The sequence below is a fragment of the Glycomyces sp. NPDC046736 genome (assembly GCF_040645615.1).
Classification (GTDB): Bacteria; Actinomycetota; Actinomycetes; order Mycobacteriales; family Micromonosporaceae; genus Glycomyces.
The window spans coordinates 20,585-39,002 of sequence record NZ_JBEYYO010000019.1; the positions used below are offsets into that span (position 1 = coordinate 20,585).

The window sequence follows — 18,418 nt, forward strand, 5'->3', positions numbered from 1 at the left end:
ACCGTAGCAAGGACGCTGACGCGCACCGGTCAGCCGCAGCAGCCGCCGCGCGGCTTGAGCTCCAGGCGCTCGCCCGAATGGCCGTGCGGGACACCGGTGGCGAGGCCGCGCGCGCCGATCGTCACCGGCGCGGCCGTCCCGCAACCGCCGCCGGTCTCGGTGGTCCCGCAGCTCGCGCCAGCGTCGGGGCTGGAGCCGCAGCATCCCGCCTCGCTCGCCTCCGCGATCGAGGTCGCCTCCAGAGCGCGCGACGACGAGCACACGCCGGTCTCGGGCAGCTCCAGCTCCACCTTGTCGGCCGCCTCCCGGTCGCCGGCGAGGGCCGCCGCTATGGAGCGGACCTGCTCGTACCCGGTGGCGAGCAGGAACGTCGGCGCCCTGCCGTAGGACTTCATGCCCGCCAGATAGAACCCCTCGTCGGGCTGGGCGAGGTCGGCCTCGCCGTGCGCGGGCACGGTCCCGCACGAGTGGAAGTTCGGGTCGATGAGCGGCGCGAGCTTCGCGGGCGCCTCGACCGTCGTGTCCAGGTCCAGGCGGATCTCGCGCAGCATCTCCAGGTCCGGCCGGAACCCGGTGGCGGCCGCGACCTGGTCGGCCTCGATGAGCCGTTCTGCACCGTTCACGTTGCCCACCACGGCAACCGAGCCATCCGCATGCGACTCGAAGCGGTCGATCGCGAACCCGGTGACGAGCTCGATCGCGCCCGATGCGACCAGATCGCGCAGCCGCGTGCCGATCGTGCCCCGCGCCGGGAGCGCGTCGGCCGACCCGCCGCCGTACAGCCGCACCGGGGAGTCGCCCCTGATCGCCCAGGTCACGGCCGTGCCCGGCTCGGCCTCGGCGAGCTTTGCGAGGTTGAGCAGCGTGTTCGCGGCCGAATGGCCCATCCCGACCACGAGCGTGCGCTTGCCCGCGAACCGGTCGCGGTCCCCGAGCACGTCCGGCAGCGGCCCGGCCGCCCAGGCCGCGGCCGGGTCCTCGCCGGGCGCGGTCAGGCCGTGTGCGCCAAGGGGATTGCGCTGGCCCCAGGTCCCTGACGCGTCGATCACCGCGTCCACGATCACGTCGGCCCACTCGCCCTCAACCGAATGCGTGCGCACCAGGTACGGGCGGCCCTCGCGGCCGATGGTGCGGGTCTTGTCGACGCCGAGCCGCGAGAGGGCGACCACGCGGGTGCCGTAGCGCAGGTGCGGCGCGATCTCGGGGCTCTTCGCAAGCGGCGCAAGGTAGGCGTCGATCAGCTCATTGCCGGTGGGCAGGCCGTCCGGGTCCGGTCCGACCCACCCCTGGGCTTCGAGCAGCCTTCTTGCGGCCGCGTCGATGTCGAACCGCCATGGCGAGAACAGGCGCACATGCCCCCACTGGCGGATCGCGTCGGCCGGTCCCGCACCGGCTTCGAAGACGATCGGGGTCAGGCCGCGCTCGACCAGGTGCGCGGCGGCGGCGAGGCCAACCGGTCCGGCGCCGATGACGGCGACGGTCTGAACTGGGCGAACGGTAGGGTTCGACATGGCGGGCTCCAGTGCGTCCGGGTGACCGCGACAACCGCAGTCACATCAACTCGTCTAAGTAATATCAGCAATTACTGTTGATAGCAAGTTCTGTGGTTTACTTGACGCATGAGCCGCACGATCGAACTCACCTTGACCGACGTGACCGCCGCCGAGCGCTCCGACGCCTCGGTGACCGCGCGCGCCAAAGACCTCGCGCCCCAGTTCAAGGCCCTCGCCGACGAGAACCGGCTCGCGATCGTGCTCCTGCTCTCCGAACGCCCCCGCACCGTCCGCGAGCTCACCGACGCCACCGGCCTGGCCCAGACCCTCGTCTCCCACCACCTCGCGCCGCTGCGTGAACTCGGCCTGGTCACCGTGACCCCCAAGGGCCGCAGCAACATCTACGCCCTGTGCTGCGACGCCTTCGCCGAACCCCTCCGCGCCCTCGCCGGGCTCTCCAACCCCGCCGAGCACAACGGCTGCTGCTGACGCGCCTCAGCCTGCTTCGCCCGCGGCGGCCCACAGGCGCCTGATCCCGGCCCTGACGCGGTGTTCCCCGATCTCGGGCACGATCGCGCTCAAATGCTCGGCCGCGACCCCGGCGAGCAGGGCGTGCGCGGTGGACGCGGCGTCGGGGGAGCGCGGCAGCAGGATCGTGACGTGGCGGTGCCAGAACCGGTAGGCCCCGATGCGGTAGCGCGCGCCGACGCTCGCCGTCTCCGACATGCGCACCAGCGGCAGGTGCGCCAGCGCGTAGTCGAGGTAGGCGTCCGCGAAGGCGAGCAGCCGTTCGGCTTCGGGCGCACCGGGTCCCAGCGGCGGCGGGCCGGACAGGACGGCCTCCTGGAGGGCCCGCTCCCGCGCGTCGAGCAGCGCGACGGCGAGCCCGGCCTTGTCGCCGAAGCGGCGGAACAGTGTCCCCTTGCCGACCCCGGCGGCCTCGGCGACCTGGTCCATCGAGACCGACTCGACGCCGTGCTCGGCGAACAGCTCGGCGGCGGCGTCGAGGATCGCGGCCCGATTCCGTGCGGCGTCGGAGCGCTCCTTGGGCGGCGGCGGGGTGCGCAGCAGTTCCAGCGGGGTTGCAGAAACGGACTGTGGTCCGTTACGATCGTCAGGCACATCTGGACTATAGTCCACTTACTGGAAGGCGATGCCATGACCGAGCTCATCACCCGAGGCGACCTCAAGTCCGCGATCGAATCGGGCACGGTGACCGTGGTCGACGCCCTCGGCGGCGAATACTGGGCCAAGCGGCACCTCCCCGGCGCCGTCCCGCTCGTCCTCGCCGACGTCGACGCCGAAGCGCCGCGGCTGCTCCCCGACCGCGACGCCGCGATCGTCACCTACTGCTCGAATCCCGCCTGCCCCAACAGCGGCCAGGTCGCCGGGCGCCTGACCGCCCTGGGGTACACCGCGGTCCGCAAGTACAAGGAGGGCATCGAGGACTGGGTCGACGCGGGCCTGCCCGTCGAATCCGCGTAGCCGCGGGCTGCGCCGAGGCGCTCACTCCATCTGGCGCGCGAACGGTCCCGCCAGCCATTTGGTGGCCGCCTCGGTGCGGGTCTGGGCCCGGGTCTTGGTGAGGATGCGCGACATGTGGACCTCGACGGTGCGCTGCGAGATCCCCAGTTCGGCGGCGATCCGGCGGTTCGGCAGGCCCCGGGCCGCGGCCTGGAGCACCTCGGTCTCGCGCCGCGTCAGGCTCTGGAGCGGACTCGAATCCCGCACGCGCCCAAGCAATCCCGCGACCCGGTCCCTGCGGTGCCCGGGCCAGCGTTCGAGCAGCTTGAGCGCGGCCGTCGCGTGCTCGGCGGCTCCTTCGGGATCGCCCAGGCGCAGCCGCGCCTCGGCCGCGTACCGCAGCGTTTCGGCCCGGTAGGCGGGCAGGACCGTCCCGGTGAGTGCGCCCGATTCGACGCCGAGGAGCCGCACCACGCCCTCGAAGTCTCCTGTGGACAGACGCATCGCCATGTGCAGCCGCGCCTCGTCGGCGCTGTCCGGGACCGGGACCTCGCCGAGCGAGGCGATCAGGAACCGCTGCACCGCAGCCGCATCGACTCCACGGTCGACCGCCATGCGCGCGACCTCGACCACCCGATAGCGCCGAAGCCGATGCAGCTCAAGCGGAACGGACGCCTCGTACCCGTCCAACGCGGCCGCGACGTCGGCCCGGTCGCCCCACCGCGCCGCGATCGCCACCGCCAGCCAGTGCTGGTAGGTCACGACCCATCCCTGGTCCATCCCCGGGATCAGCGCTAGGCCCTCACGCAGGCACGATTCGGCGACCTCCCGGTCGTCGCGCTCGGCCGCGAGCAGCCCGGCCTTCGCCGTCAGCACCGCCCGCTCGTGCGGGTCCGGCTCGTCCCGGCACCGCGACCACGCCAGCTCCCACGCCCGCTCCAGGTCCCCGAAGCGCAGCGCGGTGTCCACCCCGCTGCGCTGGATCTTCCCGCCCCACACCGCCATCCCCAACTCGCCCACCGCCGAGACGCCTTCGGCGTACAGGCGCCAGGCCTCGGCCTCGGGCAGGTCCCCCAGGTGCACGGCCAGCAGGTTGTTCACCGTCCGCGCGAGCTTGCGCACGTCCCCGGCTGCGGCCGCCTCGCGCCACACCTCCCGGAAGACCGCCACACTGGTCTCCTTGTCGCCCAACCGGTACAGGGCCGTCGCGCGGCTGATCGCCACCGCCCGCCGCTGCCCTGCGAGGCCGTGCCTGGCGATGAGCGGCTCGGCCGCGTCGCACGCGTCGATCACGGCCGCATCGGATTCGGACCGCACCAAGAGGATCGTGCGCCCGGTCGCGCACCGCGCGTGCTCAAGACTCCCCGGCTCGGCCAGCGCCTCGGCCCTCTCTTGGCTGCGCCACTGGTCGGCGGCGCGGCCCTCGTGCCAGTTGAGGTCGGCGAGCTGAAGATGCGCCAGGCACTGCTCGCGTCTGTCGCCGACGGCGGCGAGGTTGTCGAGATGCCTTCGGGCCGAGGCGAAGTCGCCGCCCTGCTTGGCGGCCCTCCCGGCGAGATCGAGCAGCCCGGGATGGTCGGGCGCCCACTTGAGCCCGAGTTCGGCCGTGCGCTGTGCGGACTCGTGCAGCCAAGCGTCGAGTTCCCTTGCGGCGGTGCGCATCGCCGCTTCCACCGCCAGCTCGCCTTCCCCGACGGCTCCAGCATGGACGGTGACCGCGGCGTCGTCGCCGCGTTCGAGTGCCGCCGCGAGTGCCTTGCGGTGCAGGCGTTCGGACTCCTCGGGCAAAGTGGTCGCGGCGAAGGCCTCCCGCATGAGCGCGTGCGGGAATCGCGCCCCTTCACCGTGGACCAGCACCCCGGCCGCGAGCAGTTCGGGCAGCGATGCGAACGCCTCGGGCCCGGCCACGGACAGGAGCACGTCCAGGTCGACGCGTTCGCCAAGGAGCGCGGCGGCGCGGGCGAGGGCCCAGGCCCGCTGGTCGGCCCCGGCCAGGCGCGAGCGCACGAGCGCGGCGAGGTGACCAGGCAGCGGCGCGTCGTGGCCCGCGCGGGCGTCGATGAGTTCGTTGATCCAGAACGGGTTCCCGCCGGTCCGGCGGTGCACCGCGCGGGCCCGGGCCGGGTCGGCCGCCGATCCGGTGCGGGCCCGGATGAGCTCGCCGGTCTGGGCCCCGTCGAGCGGCGCGAGGCGAATCCCGGTCGCGTCCGGGGCCGCGGCCAGGCGCGCGAGCGTGCGCGCGGCGGCGGCCGGGTGGCGGGCCTCCTCGGCGTCCCGGCTCGCCGCCAAGAGCATCACGGGCAGGTCCCGGGCGGCCGCGAGCTCGGCCCACAGGGTGAGGCTTTCGAGGTCGAGCCAGTGGAGGTCGTCGGCGACCAGCAGCGCCGGACCGGCCCCGGCGAGCCTGCGGACGGCCGCGACGGCGGTGCGCAGCATGGCCCCGTCGGGGATCAAGAGGGCCTCGGCCCGCTCCTGGCGCAGGACCCGCCAGACGCGTTCGTCGATCGCCTCAGGCCGCTCGGTCTCGGCTGCGGCACTGGCGAACCAGTCGTGCGGGGCGGCCCCGTCGGCGCGGGCGGTGCCGTACAGCAGCAGTGAGGGCCGGGTCGCCGCGACCGCTTCGCGCAGCAGCCGGGTCTTCCCGATCCCGGCCTCACCGGTCACGGTGACCGCGACCGGCCCGCCCGCGGCCAAGCGCTCCCAGGCGTCCTGGATCCGCGGCAGCACGGTGTCGCGGCCGATCAGGGGAGGCGAGGTCATACCGCAAGCGTAGAGCGGAGTCGGAGCGGACGCGTACGTGAAAGCACGTAGTGCCAGAGGCGAACGGGCGCAGGACCATCGGTGCATGACCATGATCGGCATCGACCCGCCGGGTCGCAACGCGGTGGAGGTGCGCGGCCTCGGCCGGGTCTTCACCTCCAAGCACGGGCCCGACCACGTGGCCCTCGACGGCTTCGACCTGACCGTGGGCCCCGGCGAGGTCCACGGGCTCCTCGGCCCCAACGGCGCGGGCAAGACCACGCTGTGCAAGATCCTCTCGACCGTGCTGCTCCCGACCTCGGGAACAGCCAAAGTGGACGGTTTCGACGTGGTGGCCGACGCGCGCCGCGTCCGACCCGTCGTGGGCATCGTGTTCGGCGGCGACCGGGGCCTCTACGCCCGCATGACCGCCGGGCAGAACCTCCGGTTCTGGGCCGCGCTCTACGGGCTCGGCCGCCGCGAGGCCAGGCGGCGCAGCGAGGCGCTGCTCGAACGCGTCGGCCTCGCCGAACGCACGGACTCCACTGTGGAGACGTTCTCGCGCGGCATGAAGCAGCGCCTGCACCTCGCGCGCGGTCTCATCGGCGACCCGCGCGTGCTCATCCTCGACGAGCCCACGGTCGGCATGGACCCGGTGTCGGCGCACGAGTTCCGCGACCTGGTCGAGGAACTGCGCGGCGAGGGCCGCGCCATCCTGCTGACCACGCACGACATGGCCGAGGCCGAGGCGCTGTGCGACCGCGTCTCGTTCATCGACGACGGCCGCCTCCTGCGCTGCGAGGAGCCGCGCGTGCTCGGCGAGCTTTTGTCCAAGCACGAACGGGTCCGCGCCTCGGGCGTGGCCGACGCGCTCGCCGAGCGGATCGCCGGGCTCGACGGCGTGGAGGCCTTGCGCCGCAATGACGACGGTTCGATCCTGGTCGAGACCAACCGGTACGGGGCCGCGCTGCTGGTCCTGCGGACGCTCGTCGAAGCCGGGGTCGGCGACGTCTCCACCGCCCCGCCCACCCTCGAAGAGGTCTACCTGCATCTCATCGGTGACCGCGGCATGGCGGTGCGGTCATGACGCTCGCCTCGACCACCGCGGCGGCGGCGATGCGCGTGCAGCTCGGCGAGTTCCGCCGCGAACCGGGCTCGCTGCTCACACTGGTGAACGCCCCGTTCTTCGCCGTGGTGATGCTCTCGATCACCGAGCACAGTGGACGCGATGACCTGGCGGTGTACGCGCTGCTGGCTCCGGTGATGATGACCGCGCTCGGCATGGCCGTCTTCGAGGCGGGGGAGTCGCTGTTCCGCGACCGCCAGGCCGGCGTCCTCGAAGCGCTGCTCACCACCCCTGGCCCATTGTGGGCCATCGTGCTGGGCCGCGTCGTGGTCATCACCGCGATCAGCCTCATCGGCATCGTCGAATGCTGGCTGGTGGGGGCCTTGGGCTTCGGCGTCGTGGCCACCGTCCCGCACCCGCTGGTGTTCGCGGCCGCCCTGGCCGCCACCGCGTTCGGAATCGCGGCCGCCGGGGCGCTCATGGCCTCGGTGTTCGTGGTCGGCCGAAACGTGCGCAGCTTCCAGAACTCGCTGTCGTTCCCGCTCTTCCTGCTCGGCGGCGTCATGGTCCCCGCCGCGATGCTCCCCTTCGGACTCGACGTCGCCTCGAAGGCGTTCTTCCTCTCCTGGGCGACGGATCTCCTGCGCGACAGCCTCACGCCCGGGCCGGTCGACGCCGTCGCGCCCCGGCTCCTGGCGATCCTGGGACTCTCGGCGCTGACGCTCGCCTTCACCTCACTTCTGATGCGGTTGCTCGTGCACCGCATCCGCGGCAACGGGACGGTGGGATTCGCATGAGCTCGATACTCATACTGCGCCAAGCGATGTGGTCGAGCTGGGTGGACATGAAGATGGTGTACACCCCCGCGACCTGGGCCGGCGGCTGGATGGTGCGCGTGGTGTGCCAGGTCGTGTTCTACACGATGCTCGGCACGCTCCTGGGCGACCCCGAGCGCACCGAGTACCTCCTGGTCGGCGCTGCGGTCTTCATCGCAGTCACCGAGACCATGATGACCTCGGCCTCCACCACCTGGGAACGCATGTCGGGCACGATGTCGCTCCTGGCCGCCGCCCCCGGCTCCATGGCACTCGTCCTCATCGGACGGTCCTGGACCTGGATCGCCTCGGGCACCGTCTCGGCCTCGATCGCGCTGCTCGTCCTCGCCCCGCTCTTCGACGTCCACATCAGCCCCGACCGTGCCGCGCTGACCGTGGCCCTGATCTTCGCGACCGCCCTCACGGTCTACCCGCTCGGCCTGTGCTGCGGCAGCCTCGCCCTCCGCTTCCACGGCCTCCGCAACGTCTTCTCCAACATCACGACCCTCTTCATGACCGCCTTCTGCGGCGCCATGGTCCCCACCTCCTACTGGCCCGAACCCCTCCAACTCATAGCCGCCGCCTTCCCACCCGAACACACCCTCACCGCAATCCGCCTCACCCTCGACAACGCCCCACCAACCCAAATCCTCCCCAACCTCGCCTGGGCCGCAGCAACAGCCGCAGCCTGGCTCATCCCCGCAATCCTCTCCCTCCACTGGTTCGAATCCAACGCCAGAAAAAGAGGAACCATAGACTTCGGCGACTGACCCGCGAAGGCCTCCTAAACCGCTGGAGAGCGCCACCACGAACTCAAGCTCCGCAAGAACCCGTCGACGGCAGATGGTTCTCCAGAAAGCCAGGCGGCCGATCGCCGGATGAGCGGTGACGATCGTTTCCCTTGGCCTGAAGACACGATTCGGGAGCGTCACGCATGAGACGCACAGCCGGTAGAGGAGAAGCAGCGGCCAAGGAGCGACATTGCGCCCGGCGGCGGCGCGGCTGCGGTGCCCCCCGCGGTGCCCGGTCAGATGTGAGGGGCGTCCAGGTAGTCGGACATGGCTTGCCACATGCCCTTCGGGGAGCGGACGCCGCGCAGGACCTGTTGCATCACGCCGTTCTGGAAGAGGATCTGGACGGGGAGGTCGCCTTGGACGCCCCAGGCCGAGGCGGTCTCGGGGGAGCGGGCCACCTCGACCACTCCGATCGCGAGGCGAGTGCCGGTCAACTGGTCGAACTCGGAGAGCTGGCGTCCGAAGACCTGGCTGCTCAGGTCTTCGGCGCTGCCGAGCACCATGAGTCGCAGCCCCGGTCCGGCGAGGAACTCGGGGACGGTCGCGTCGTCGATGAATCGCATCGTTCAGCCCTGCACCAGTTCGTAGTGGCGGTCGCGCTTCCACTCGGCGGCGGTCCGCCAGCGGTTGTCGCCGGCGAGGTAGCTCAAGAACGCCCCGACCACGACCTCCCGGGACTGCCCGGACACCGTGTAGTGCAAGGCCGGGCCGCCGTCGCGGAACTCGAGGGTGAACGCGCCGTCCTCGGGGAAGAACACTGTGGATATGTAGGTCTGCGGCGCCGAGCCGAGGATCGCGATGAGCTTGTCGACCCGCCCGAGGGACTCCAGCAGCGCCTCGACCTGCTCGGCATCGGCCCGCTCGGTCTCCAGCTCGAAATCAGAACGCAGAAACATCCTCAACTCCCTCCGATCGCGAAGCCCCGCAGGCGCTCCGGTACGGTCTCGGGCTTGATCGGCTCGCCGTCCCAGGTGAGGCCCTTGCCTCGCGCGGACTCGATCCGGAACCTCCGCCCGTTCCAGTTCTCGCACTCGAGCCAGCCCGAGTCGGCCTCGCGGATGCGGCCCAAGGTCGACTCGACGTCGTCGAGACTGGTCGTGAACGGCTCGGGGTGCTCGACGTTCCGCTTGCCGGCGACCGCGAAACCATAGGTCAACGCTATGAACGGCTTCGGCTGCCGAGTCCAGTCGCTCACGGTCAGCTCGCGGCGGTACCGGCGGTTCGCGACGCCCTCCGACTCGGTCATCGACACCTCGCACCGCCATCCGGGGAACAGCCCGTAGATGCGGGTGTCGATCTCCGGGTCGTGGGCGGGAGTCAGGTCGGCGGCGGCGGGCAGGACCGCGATCGCGCTGTCGAACCGGTAGCGGCGCAAGGCGAGCCCGGGCACGGCGACCATCGGCGCGGCGTACGCCAGTTTCGCGATGTGGGCGTGCGCGAAGCGGATGAACCCGCCCACGTCGTCCCAGTCGGTGTCGGGCTTGGCGTTGATCTGGAACAGCGCCTGCCCGTCGGGCCGGGCCAGGAAGATCAAGCGCGCGAAGCGGTTCGGCTTGGTGCTCACCCAGGTGTGCGGGATGCCGGGGAAGTCCTCCAGCGGCATCTTCTCGCGGAACGCGGCGACGACGTCCATGCGCTATTTCGTCCCCTTCGGCGTGTAGTTCCCGTGCGGCGGACCGAGCGGTTCCTGGTCCTTGTACCGGTAGGTCTCCCCGTCCGTGGCCTCACCGGACTTCGACGAGTTGTCCTTCGAGGGCATCGGCGACAGGTTCTCGGGGTCGTTGTACCACCTCTGGCGTTCGTCCCACGACTGCTTGTAGCCCTCTTTGTTCCAGTACTCCACGACCGGTGTCTCGTGATCGTAGGTCACGTTGGTGACCGTCTCGCCCTTGGAATTGGTGCGATAGTAGTCGATTTCGTTACCGTCTGCGTCATGCCAGGTCAGGCGGTCGCGGGGGATCGGTTTGCCGGTCTCGGGGTCCACGGGCACGCCGTCGCGCACCTCGTAGCGGAGCTCGGGGCTGTCGGGCTTGGGACGCCCGCCCTCCAACGTGCCGGTGGTGCCGTCGGGCTGGCCGCCCTCGGAGGTGTAGCCGCGCACCATCGCGTTGTGGGTGTCCTGGCTGAAGCCCGACGGGAAGTACTTGTCGCGGTCGGAGGTGTACGGCTTGTCCGGGTCGCGGACCGGGTAGCCGTTCTCGTCGTGGATGAGCCCGTCGGAGCGGACGCCCCAGCCCTCGGGCAGGTCCACGTCGCTGGGCCAGGTCCCGTCCTCGTTGCGCTGGTCGTACAGCGAGCGGACGCCGTCCTTGTCGTCGCGGTCGACGATCGGCTTGCCGTTCTCGTCGCGCGGCAGGTCGCCCGGCGGGTTCGCGCCGTCGTCGCCGTCGCGGTTGTTCGGGTCCGAATCGTTGCGGGTCGGGTTGTCGACGTCGAGCGCTTCGGCGTTGGAGCGGGCGGTCCGCTGGATGTCACCGGTGGAGGCGTCCTGCCCGCCTTTGTTGCGCTTGGGACGACTGCCGCCGCTGTCGTCGTCGGAACTGCCCGGCTTGGGGCGCTTCTGGAGCAGGGTCGCGGCGCCGAGGACCGCGAGGAGGACCAGAGATCTTCTGAAGGCGCGCAACGGTCACCCCCGCACCAGGGTCAGCAGGTCCTGCAGGCTGTTGACGAGCGCGTCGACCAGCCCGGTGATGATGCCCAGCCAGCGCACCACGGCCGCCGCGATCTGCGAGGCGATGACCGGGATGGTGACCACGAAGATCGCTTCGACCGCCCACACGATCACGCGCGCGACGAGGTCGGCGATGAGGTCGCGCACGGTGTCGCGCACCGCCTGCACGAGGTTCCCGGCCGCGGTCGTGGCGGCCGAGAGCGTCTCGGCGGCCCCGGCCAGGCCGAACGCGGCCTCGACGCCGTAGAGGATCTTCTGCCGGTAGGCCTCGGCGGCGGCGTCGTCCCATTCGGTCAGGTCCGACTGCACCGCCGCGTCGAGCTGCATCCCGATGTCCCCCATGGCGGCCGCGATGTTGGTCCACGTCGCGGCATGCGAGGTGACCACGTCGGGCTTGCCGGTGAGGTCGTCGAGGATCTGCCGCAGCGGCTCGAAGTACTCCATCGCCCAGCCGATGCCCGCCGACAGGAGCGAGCCGATGGGGTCCATGACTATCGAGGCGCCGCTGAGCGCGGCCCCGGTGACGGCGAGTCCGCCGCTGATCCAGTTGCCGGACTCGATCGCGGTGACGACGCCTTTCGCGTCCTCGATCGGCCAGAAACCGGTCGTGGCGGTGCGGGTCGACTCGACGTCGGCCACCAAGGGGTTGTCGCTCATCGGGAACCGTCCCCCAGTTCGGATTCCTGCCGCTCGAACGAGGCGGCGGCCTCCTCGTCGGTGTTCTCGTACGCGGTGGCGCTCTCGCGCAGCGCGCCGGCGATCTTCCCGAGGTTGGTCTGGAGCAGCTTGGTGATCTCCTGCTGGTCCTGCTGGCGCTCGGCGAGGATGGGCGGAATCCACTGGCACAGCAGGCCGTAGGCCTCGTCGTCCTCGATGATCTGGTCGCCGGCGCCGATGACGTCGGCGAACGCGTCGGCGATGCTGTCGATGTTCTGCGCGTGGGTGCGAAGCTGCTCGGGGTCGACGCTGGGCATGTCAGGCCCCGCTCCCCGCGCCGCCGTCGAAGCGGTGCACGATCGCCTGCCCGGTCGCCGAGTCCGCGCCGACGGTCCGCTCCACGACCTCGCGGGTCTGTTCGGCGAGGTTCGCGCGGGCGGCCCCGATCGTGGCCATGATGGTCTCGCTCAGCCAGTCGGGCTGGCGGCCCCGGATGCGTTCGCTCAGGCGCAGATCGGTGACGTTGCCGCTGGAGTCGACGGTGACGGTGACGACGTGCGCCTCGTCCGTGGCGGTCGCGGTGACGGCCCGCAGCTGCTCCGAGAGCTCCTGCGTCGCGGCCGCCCGCTGCGCGGCGCTTTCCTGAAGGCCGCGAAGCCGTTCCCGGACGGCCTCGATGTCGATGCCGCCTGATCCCATCGGACTGTCGAATGGAGACTGCATCTGGGACCCTCCGGGATTCGCTGGGACTGTGCGTCATCCGAGGATATCTCCCATTTGCCATCCGGAGGGGAGTCGAACATCACCGACAACCGTTGTGCCGGTGCCGAACCGGGGCTGGCCCGGTTCGGCACCGGGCGGCGGTCATTCGGCGACGTCGATGGTCCAGGTGACGGCGAAGCGGTCGGTGAGCATGCCGAATCCCGGGGACCAGGCTGAGGCGGCGAGCGGTTCGATGATCGTCGCGTCCTCGGCGAGAGCGGTCCAGTAGCCGGTGACCTCGTCGAGCGTCTCGCCCCTGAGGGACAGGAAGAACGGCCGGTCGGTGATGGTCGCCCCCTGCTCGCGAGTCGTGGTGTCGGTGAACGGCTCGGTGCGGCCGGGGATGTCGTAGGCCATGACGCGGAAGCCGTTGTCGGCCAGCACCTGCCCGAACACGACCTTGTCCGCGCCCGGTGCCTCCGGGGGCATCCCGACCTCGGCGTAGGTCGTGATCTGGATCCGGCCGCCGAACACGCCGCCGTAGAAGTCGAGCGCGGCGCGCGCGGTGCCGGGGAAGTTCAGGTGGGCGGTGGTGGTGAGTGCCATGACGTGTCCTCGTCTCGTGAAGTTCGGGCCGACGAACATCGGCCTGGGCACGAGCGTGACAGCGGTATAGGACGGTTTCGGTCCGCTTCTTGCGCGAGAATGAGCCCATGAACGGTGCCTCCTCGCGAATGCTCACCTTGCTCTCGCTCCTGCAAGCGCGCCGCGACTGGCCCGGGGCGGCCCTCGCCGAGCGACTTGGGGTCACCACGCGCACCGTCCGGCGCGACGTCGACCGGTTGCGGCAGTTGGGATACCGGATCGGCGCGGCCAAGGGACCCGACGGCGGGTACCGGCTGGAAGCGGGCTCGGAGCTGCCGCCGCTGCTGTTCGACGACGAGCAGGCCGTCGCCATCGCGGTCGCCCTGCGTGGCGCGGCCGCGAGCGGGGTCGACATCGGCGAGGCCGCCGAGCGGGCCTTGGCGACGGTGCGGCAGGTCATGCCCTCGCGGCTGCGCCGCCGCGTCGACGGCATCCGCTTCACCAGCGGTCCCGACAGCGCCGCCCCCGTGAGTCCGGCCGTCCTGGAGGCGGTCAGCGACGCGGTGCGCGACCGGATGACCCTGCGCCTGGACTACCTCGGCGACCCTCGTCGGGCCGAGCCGCACGGGCTCGTTGCCCGGCACGGCCGCTGGTACCTCGTCGCCTGGGACCTCGAACGCGAGGACTGGCGCGTCCTCCGGCTCGACCGCATGCGCCCGCGCACTCCGACCGGCCCCCGGTTCGCGCCGCGCGAGGTCCCCACCGGCGACGCTGGCACCTTCGTCGACGCCCGCGCGAAAGGCTCAAAGGACCAGGACCGCTGGCCGTGCACCGGCGAGGTCGAGATCGCCCTCCCCGCAAGCGAAGTCGCCCCCTGGATCCGGGAAGGCCGGGTCGAACCGGTCGGCGAGCGGGCCTGCCGCGTCACCGCCGGTTCCTGGTCGTGGACGGCCCTGCTCGCCGACCTGCTCCGCTTCGACGCCCCGCTCCGCGTCATCGGCCCGCCCGACCTCGCCGAAGTGGCCCGATCGCTGGCCGCCCACCTCGACGACGCGGCTGCGCCGACTGCCGATCAAAATTCTACTTAGGACTTTCCATAAAGGAATTGTGGCTTCTGCTCAGCATGCCGACCAGCGGCGGCAGGACGCCCGACGCGAAGGAGACTTCGGAGCCGAGCAGCGCATAGGACGGCAGCCGGGTGTCGTCGGCGGGCCAGGTCGATCCGGTCGTCCAGAGAAGATGGGCGGCCGAGTCGAGCGCGAACACGACTGCCAGGGCCGCCGCGAGTGCGCGGAAGACCCGAGATGTCATCTCGGGTCTCCTCTCGTTCGCGGACCGTCGGCCCGCAATAAGAAGAGCGGCCCCGGAGTCGAAAGGTTCCCCGAGACTCCACGCTGGCCGCCTCGGCCGCCTTGGGCCGCTTGGCGATGAGGAGGGTCGTGCCGATCGCGTCCGCACGCCGCGATGCCGTGACATCGCAGGTCAGGGACGCAACGCGATCGTGGCCGGGATCAGCACTGCCGCAGCGGCTCCCACGATGGCCACGAGGGCGTAGCCGCCTTGGGCCGCAAGGGGACCGCAGGCCAGGCCCGCGGTTGCGGCGGCGATGCTCATGCCGACTTCGCCCAGGCCCTCACGCTTGAGGCGGGCCCGGCGGGGGGCCGCCGCGGTGAGCATGGCGCTGCCCGCGACCAGGGCGAGGTTCCAGCTGACGCCCAGGGCCGCCATCGCGACGCCGAGCGTCCACGGCGAGGCCGCCCCGGCCGCCGCCAGGGCGCAGGCGGCACACATCGAGACGCCCGCGACCATCGCCATCGGGGACGGCCCGAAGCGCTGCACCAGGCGCCCGCTGAGCGTCGAGGGCGCGAACATCCCGGCCACGTGGATGCTGATGACCAGCCCGATCACGGCCAGACCGCCGCCGTGCCGGTGCTCCATGTGCACCGGCGCCATCGTCATGACGCCGATCATGACCAGGTTCGAGACGCTCAGCACCAAGAGCCCCGGCAGCGCCGACGCGCCCTCGCCGCCGCTCGCGGGCACGGCCTCCGGTCCGGGCCGGTCGTCGCCCAGCCCCGCGAACAGCAGCGCCGCGGTGCACCCGAACGCCAACGCCCCGAACCCGAACGGCCCGCTCAGCTCCGGCAATCCCAGGCCCGCCGCGGCCGCGCCCATCGGAGCCAGCAGGTTCGGCCCGGCGACCGCCCCGATCGTGGTCGCCCCCAGGACCGACGCCATCGCCCTGGGCCGCAACGCCTCCGGCACCAGCTCGGCCGCCGCGTACCGGCACAGCATCACCATCGCCGTCCCCGCCCCGAGCAGCGCGCACCCGGCCAGCACCAGCGCCAGCGACGACGTGAGCGCGGCGAGGCCGACCAGGACCGAACCGAAGACGGCGACCCCGGCCCCCGACGACAGCGCCCTCCTGCGCCCGTAGGACGCGACCAGCCGCGACGACAGGGCCGCCGCGGCCCCCGCACCGGCCACCGTCGCGGTCATCGGGAGCCCCGCCGCCGCTTGCGATCCGGTCACCTCGAACGCCAGCAGCGATCCCGTCGCGCCCGTCAGCGACTGCGCGAACCCGCCCACGACACCGGCCGCGCGCAGCGTCCGCATCCCCGCGCTCTGGAGCATCGAGCGGCCGGAGGGCACTGCGGCCGATGTAGTGTTGACTGCCATGCGCCGAGACTAAAAGGCCGCCAAGGCGATTGGAATGGCCGACGAACCGGCCTGGGACCAGTTGACGTTGCGAACGAAAGGAGAATCCGGTGCAGACTTGGCGATCGTCCGAACCCGACGAGATCGACTGGAAGATCCTCGCCGAACTCCAGTCCGACGCCCGCCTGTCCTACAACGAGCTGAGCCGCCGCATCCACCTCTCCGCCCCCGCCGTGGCCGAGCGGGTGCGCCGCCTGGAGGAGTCCGGCGTCCTCACCGGCTACACCGCCCGGATCGACGCCGCCAAAGCCGGCCAGCCCCTCACCGCGTTCATCCAACTGCGCTGCACGAACGGCCGCTGCCTGCTCAAGAACACCACCGCCGACGACTTCCCCGAGATCACCGAGATCCACAAGCTCTCCGGCGAGCACTGCACCATGCTCAAGGTCCGCGCCGCGTCCCTCGCGCACTTCGAAGGCCTCATCGAGCAACTCGGCGACCACGGCGAGATGCGCACCCACATCGTCCTCTCCACCCAATACGAAGGCCGACCCCTCGCCCCGGCCCACACCGACAGGGAAGTCCACAACTCCGAAGGCTGGTCCCACCAGGGGCCTTAGGCGGTGTTTAAGAACCCCCGCCGGCCGTTATCCGGCCCATTCGCCCGCTCGCTTCGTTGTCGGCCTTCCGAATACAACACCGGTATTCGAAAGGCCTTCCGCCTCGCGAGCGAACGAATGGACTCGGATACCGACTCGCCGCGAGTTCTTAAACACCGCCTAGGACTCTCGCCACCACGGGGCGGTGCCGGACTGGTCGCGCAAGGCGTTGGTCAGGCAGTGGACCTCACCGCCGACGGTGCCGACCGCGTGCCCGTAGTCCCAGGCCTCGACCCACAGGACCCGGCTGCCGACACCGTCGAAGGCCGCCTCGGCGGCGGTCGCGAGCACGTCCCGCCCCGCGCCGTCACGCGGCCCGTGGGGGCGGATCGCGAGGAAGGCACCGGTACCGGTCTCGACGCCGTTGACGATGGCGGGCATGTGATTCGCCACGATGCCCTGGCGCGGATAGCCCTCCACGACGAGTTCGGTGAACACCGCCGGGACGCGGACGATCTCCTCCTCGTCGAGGCCGAGCTCCTCGGTCAGCACCGCGAGCGCCGCCTCGACGCCCTCGGCCGCGATCCGGTTGCCCTCGACGAGATCCGGGGCCGCCAGCGCCTCCGCGACGGTCATGGCCGCGTCGGTGTCGGCGCCCTGCACCAGCTCCTGGCCGCCGAGGCCCTCGGCGACCAGTGCTTCGAGCAGCCGCGTCCCCAAGGCCGGGTCGGCGACGACCGCCGCCCAGCCGCGGGGGCTGTCGGCCGCGGTGAACGACAGGAACTCGTCGATGTGGCCGACGCCGAGCCAGCTCGTGTCGATCGCGAGCGGTTCCTGATCGCGCTGCGCCTCAAGGAGTTCGACGAACGCGGGGTCGGGAGCGGCGTCGCCGCCGTCCGAGCCGTACAGGATCCTCCCGGCGGGCCAGGCGCCTTCACCAGTGGAGTAAGGCGGGGCGACGATGACGTTCCCGGTGGAGCTGAACGAACCCCAGAAGACGTTGTACTCGTCCTGGCCGACCCGTTCGGGGCTGTAGGTCTGGACGGCGGCGGTGTCGGCCCCGCGCAGCAGCGTGAACGCCGGCCGCCCCGCGTCGCGCAGCGGGAACTCCTCGGTGCTGCCCTCGGGGTCCACGACCGCCGAGCGCAGCACCACGGTCATGGTGTGCGGGGTCCCGCCCGGCCCGGGCATGGAGGCGTAACCGGTGATGAACTGGTCCCGCATCCACCGGTCGTCCCCGGTGGGGTACATGGTCAAGGCCCCGTCGAGCCCGGCCGACTCCAGGCCCGCGGCGAGGTCGTCCCGGAAGGCCTGTTCGCCCTCGTGCACGGGGGCCGCCTCCGCGTCCATGTCGTATCCGGCCCGCTCGGCGGCCTCGACGCCAGTGCCGTTGTCGGACACGATCATTCGGTCGATCGGCGCGAGCTCGTGGCTCAGCAGCAGCGGCGCGACACGGATGCGGACGCTGTCGGCGTCGAGGCTCCGCCCGTCCCGGACGGTCAAAGTCACGTCGACGAACCCGTCCCACCCCGCGGCCTCGCGGGCGAAGTCGGTGGCCTCAAGCGCCAGGTCGACCCCGTCACGCAGCCGGTCGGCCGGGATCGCGGTGCCCGGGTCGAGCACGGAATACTCCCCGTCGCCGTCGCTGATGAACAGCCGCGCGGGCGCGCCCTCGTCCACGGCGATCGTGCCGCTCGCTCCGGCACCGATCCCGCGCATCGGCTCGATCCGCAGCGGCGCCATGTCGAGGAGGTCGGCCGCGCCGTTGACCACCTCGTCCGCGGCGTCGTTGCAGGCGGCCAAGGCGTCGTCGCCGAACCGCTCCCCGTCGGCTCCGAGTGTCGGGCAGGCCTCGAGGTCGTCGTCGAGGTTGGGGACCACGATGGCGCCGCGGTCGGCACTCCAGTGGCCCCGGCCCGCGGCATCGTCACGGTCGACGCTGCCGTCGCGGTCGGTGTCGGCGAGCAGCAGCGCGGAGGCGGGACGCGCCAGGGCGTCCCAGGTCACCGCCCCCGCGCCGAGCGCCAGCACTGCGGCCAGCGCGATCGCGGGTCGTTGGAATCGTTGTCTTGCAGTCGAATCGGTCATGCCGCAACTCTGATCGGGCCCAGACGAGGCCGGTATCCCCGCGCGGCTGATTCCCGTCCCGTTCCGGAGCGAGCACTCTGCCTTTCG

The 18,418-nt window shown here is 71.5% G+C and carries 21 protein-coding genes; 7 read left to right on the forward strand and 14 right to left on the reverse strand.

The genetic code is table 11. The features are described 5' to 3' along the window. Positions 1-29 precede the first annotated feature (29 nt). Positions 30-1,511 (reverse strand): FAD-dependent oxidoreductase, encoded by a 1,482-nt coding sequence (locus AB0B28_RS17965; RefSeq protein ID WP_360122347.1) that lies wholly within the window; start codon positions 1,509-1,511, stop codon positions 30-32. A gap of 108 nt (positions 1,512-1,619) precedes the next feature. Between AB0B28_RS17965 and AB0B28_RS17970 the strand changes: the two genes are divergently transcribed. Then, positions 1,620-1,982 carry a metalloregulator ArsR/SmtB family transcription factor gene (locus tag AB0B28_RS17970; protein WP_360122350.1) on the forward strand — a complete coding sequence of 121 codons (363 nt, stop codon included), beginning with the start codon at positions 1,620-1,622 and terminating at the stop codon, positions 1,980-1,982. 6 nt (positions 1,983-1,988) lie between these two features. Here the strand turns inward: AB0B28_RS17970 and AB0B28_RS17975 are convergent, their stop codons facing one another. Beyond that, entirely contained in the window at positions 1,989-2,615 is a 627-nt protein-coding gene (locus tag AB0B28_RS17975; RefSeq protein WP_360122353.1) for a helix-turn-helix domain-containing protein, read from the reverse strand. Between the two features lie 36 nt (positions 2,616-2,651). Between AB0B28_RS17975 and AB0B28_RS17980 the strand changes: the two genes are divergently transcribed. Then, positions 2,652-2,978, forward strand: a complete 327-nt coding sequence (locus tag AB0B28_RS17980) for a rhodanese-like domain-containing protein (RefSeq protein WP_360122356.1) — start codon at positions 2,652-2,654, stop codon at positions 2,976-2,978. 21 nt (positions 2,979-2,999) lie between these two features. On the opposite strand, the gene AB0B28_RS17985 is transcribed toward AB0B28_RS17980, so the two are convergent. Further along, positions 3,000-5,717: an AAA family ATPase gene (locus AB0B28_RS17985; protein WP_360122359.1), complete on the reverse strand. Its 2,718-nt coding sequence runs from the start codon at positions 5,715-5,717 to the stop codon at positions 3,000-3,002. 85 nt (positions 5,718-5,802) lie between these two features. On the opposite strand from AB0B28_RS17985, the gene AB0B28_RS17990 reads away from it, so the two are divergent. From AB0B28_RS17990 to AB0B28_RS18000, 3 genes are read left to right on the forward strand one after another with little or no spacing between them, the layout of a single operon-like run. Next, a complete protein-coding gene (locus AB0B28_RS17990; protein WP_360122362.1) occupies positions 5,803-6,783 on the forward strand; it encodes an ABC transporter ATP-binding protein in 981 nt (326 codons plus the stop codon). Beyond that, positions 6,780-7,559 (forward strand): ABC transporter permease, encoded by a 780-nt coding sequence (locus AB0B28_RS17995; RefSeq protein ID WP_360122365.1) that lies wholly within the window; start codon positions 6,780-6,782, stop codon positions 7,557-7,559. The genes AB0B28_RS17990 and AB0B28_RS17995 overlap by 4 nt, the downstream gene beginning before the upstream one ends. Then, positions 7,556-8,347 (forward strand): ABC transporter permease, encoded by a 792-nt coding sequence (locus AB0B28_RS18000; RefSeq protein ID WP_360122367.1) that lies wholly within the window; start codon positions 7,556-7,558, stop codon positions 8,345-8,347. Before AB0B28_RS17995 ends, AB0B28_RS18000 begins: the two co-directional genes overlap by 4 nt. Before the next feature lie 257 nt (positions 8,348-8,604). Here AB0B28_RS18000 and AB0B28_RS18005 read toward each other — a convergent pair whose 3' ends face one another. The 8 genes from AB0B28_RS18005 to AB0B28_RS18040 all read right to left on the reverse strand — a co-directional run bounded on the left by AB0B28_RS18005 (position 8,605) and on the right by AB0B28_RS18040 (position 13,007). Further along, positions 8,605-8,934, reverse strand: coding sequence for a hypothetical protein (locus AB0B28_RS18005; RefSeq protein WP_360122370.1), 330 nt, complete (start codon positions 8,932-8,934; stop codon positions 8,605-8,607). A 3-nt stretch (positions 8,935-8,937) separates the two neighbouring features. After that, positions 8,938-9,267 (reverse strand): hypothetical protein, encoded by a 330-nt coding sequence (locus AB0B28_RS18010; protein ID WP_360122373.1) that lies wholly within the window; start codon positions 9,265-9,267, stop codon positions 8,938-8,940. A gap of 2 nt (positions 9,268-9,269) precedes the next feature. Further along, complete coding sequence (locus tag AB0B28_RS18015) at positions 9,270-10,004, reverse strand: hypothetical protein (protein ID WP_360122376.1); 735 nt, start codon at positions 10,002-10,004, stop codon at positions 9,270-9,272. Positions 10,005-10,007: 3 nt separating this feature from the next. After that, positions 10,008-10,994, reverse strand: a complete 987-nt coding sequence (locus AB0B28_RS18020; RefSeq protein ID WP_360122379.1) for a GH-E family nuclease — start codon at positions 10,992-10,994, stop codon at positions 10,008-10,010. 3 nt (positions 10,995-10,997) lie between these two features. Next, positions 10,998-11,699, reverse strand: a complete 702-nt coding sequence (locus AB0B28_RS18025) for a hypothetical protein (protein WP_360122382.1) — start codon at positions 11,697-11,699, stop codon at positions 10,998-11,000. Next, positions 11,696-12,016 carry a type VII secretion target gene (locus tag AB0B28_RS18030; protein ID WP_360122385.1) on the reverse strand — a complete coding sequence of 107 codons (321 nt, stop codon included), beginning with the start codon at positions 12,014-12,016 and terminating at the stop codon, positions 11,696-11,698. Before AB0B28_RS18030 ends, AB0B28_RS18025 begins: the two co-directional genes overlap by 4 nt. Position 12,017: 1 nt before the next feature. Next, positions 12,018-12,422, reverse strand: a complete 405-nt coding sequence (locus tag AB0B28_RS18035; RefSeq protein WP_360122388.1) for a YbaB/EbfC family nucleoid-associated protein — start codon at positions 12,420-12,422, stop codon at positions 12,018-12,020. A gap of 141 nt (positions 12,423-12,563) precedes the next feature. Next, positions 12,564-13,007, reverse strand: a complete 444-nt coding sequence (locus AB0B28_RS18040; protein WP_360122391.1) for a VOC family protein — start codon at positions 13,005-13,007, stop codon at positions 12,564-12,566. A 107-nt stretch (positions 13,008-13,114) separates the two neighbouring features. On the opposite strand from AB0B28_RS18040, the gene AB0B28_RS18045 reads away from it, so the two are divergent. Beyond that, entirely contained in the window at positions 13,115-14,074 is a 960-nt protein-coding gene (locus tag AB0B28_RS18045) for a WYL domain-containing protein (protein ID WP_360122394.1), read from the forward strand. On the opposite strand, the gene AB0B28_RS18050 is transcribed toward AB0B28_RS18045, so the two are convergent. Both AB0B28_RS18050 and AB0B28_RS18055 read right to left on the reverse strand, forming a co-directional pair. Further along, complete coding sequence (locus tag AB0B28_RS18050; protein ID WP_360122397.1) at positions 14,067-14,297, reverse strand: hypothetical protein; 231 nt, start codon at positions 14,295-14,297, stop codon at positions 14,067-14,069. The genes AB0B28_RS18045 and AB0B28_RS18050 overlap by 8 nt on opposite strands. 171 nt (positions 14,298-14,468) lie before the next feature. Then, a complete protein-coding gene (locus tag AB0B28_RS18055; protein WP_360122399.1) occupies positions 14,469-15,665 on the reverse strand; it encodes an MFS transporter in 1,197 nt (398 codons plus the stop codon). 89 nt (positions 15,666-15,754) lie between these two features. On the opposite strand from AB0B28_RS18055, the gene AB0B28_RS18060 reads away from it, so the two are divergent. Continuing rightward, entirely contained in the window at positions 15,755-16,264 is a 510-nt protein-coding gene (locus tag AB0B28_RS18060) for an Lrp/AsnC family transcriptional regulator (protein ID WP_360122402.1), read from the forward strand. Positions 16,265-16,423: 159 nt separating this feature from the next. Here AB0B28_RS18060 and AB0B28_RS18065 read toward each other — a convergent pair whose 3' ends face one another. After that, positions 16,424-18,331, reverse strand: a complete 1,908-nt coding sequence (locus AB0B28_RS18065; RefSeq protein ID WP_360122405.1) for a protein-arginine deiminase family protein — start codon at positions 18,329-18,331, stop codon at positions 16,424-16,426. Positions 18,332-18,418: the final 87 nt, after the last annotated feature.

Excerpts from the sequence above, each read along its gene's own strand:
- AB0B28_RS18030 (WP_360122385.1), bottom strand. The coding sequence starts at position 12,016 with ATGCCCAGCGTCGACCCCGAGCAGCTTCGCACCCACGCGCAGAACATC.
- AB0B28_RS17980 (WP_360122356.1), top strand. The coding sequence starts at position 2,652 with ATGACCGAGCTCATCACCCGAGGCGACCTCAAGTCCGCGATCGAATCG.
- AB0B28_RS18035 (WP_360122388.1), bottom strand. The coding sequence starts at position 12,422 with ATGCAGTCTCCATTCGACAGTCCGATGGGATCAGGCGGCATCGACATC.
- AB0B28_RS18055 (WP_360122399.1), bottom strand. The coding sequence starts at position 15,665 with ATGGCAGTCAACACTACATCGGCCGCAGTGCCCTCCGGCCGCTCGATG.
- AB0B28_RS18015 (WP_360122376.1), bottom strand. The coding sequence starts at position 10,004 with ATGGACGTCGTCGCCGCGTTCCGCGAGAAGATGCCGCTGGAGGACTTC.
- AB0B28_RS18000 (WP_360122367.1), top strand. The coding sequence starts at position 7,556 with ATGAGCTCGATACTCATACTGCGCCAAGCGATGTGGTCGAGCTGGGTG.
- AB0B28_RS17990 (WP_360122362.1), top strand. The coding sequence starts at position 5,803 with ATGACCATGATCGGCATCGACCCGCCGGGTCGCAACGCGGTGGAGGTG.
- AB0B28_RS17995 (WP_360122365.1), top strand. The coding sequence starts at position 6,780 with ATGACGCTCGCCTCGACCACCGCGGCGGCGGCGATGCGCGTGCAGCTC.
- AB0B28_RS17970 (WP_360122350.1), top strand. The coding sequence starts at position 1,620 with ATGAGCCGCACGATCGAACTCACCTTGACCGACGTGACCGCCGCCGAG.
- AB0B28_RS18010 (WP_360122373.1), bottom strand. The coding sequence starts at position 9,267 with ATGTTTCTGCGTTCTGATTTCGAGCTGGAGACCGAGCGGGCCGATGCC.
- AB0B28_RS18045 (WP_360122394.1), top strand. The coding sequence starts at position 13,115 with ATGAACGGTGCCTCCTCGCGAATGCTCACCTTGCTCTCGCTCCTGCAA.
- AB0B28_RS18025 (WP_360122382.1), bottom strand. The coding sequence starts at position 11,699 with ATGAGCGACAACCCCTTGGTGGCCGACGTCGAGTCGACCCGCACCGCC.
- AB0B28_RS18040 (WP_360122391.1), bottom strand. The coding sequence starts at position 13,007 with ATGGCACTCACCACCACCGCCCACCTGAACTTCCCCGGCACCGCGCGC.
- AB0B28_RS17965 (WP_360122347.1), bottom strand. The coding sequence starts at position 1,511 with ATGTCGAACCCTACCGTTCGCCCAGTTCAGACCGTCGCCGTCATCGGC.
- AB0B28_RS18005 (WP_360122370.1), bottom strand. The coding sequence starts at position 8,934 with ATGCGATTCATCGACGACGCGACCGTCCCCGAGTTCCTCGCCGGACCG.
- AB0B28_RS17985 (WP_360122359.1), bottom strand. The coding sequence starts at position 5,717 with ATGACCTCGCCTCCCCTGATCGGCCGCGACACCGTGCTGCCGCGGATC.
- AB0B28_RS18065 (WP_360122405.1), bottom strand. The coding sequence starts at position 18,331 with ATGACCGATTCGACTGCAAGACAACGATTCCAACGACCCGCGATCGCG.
- AB0B28_RS18050 (WP_360122397.1), bottom strand. The coding sequence starts at position 14,297 with ATGACATCTCGGGTCTTCCGCGCACTCGCGGCGGCCCTGGCAGTCGTG.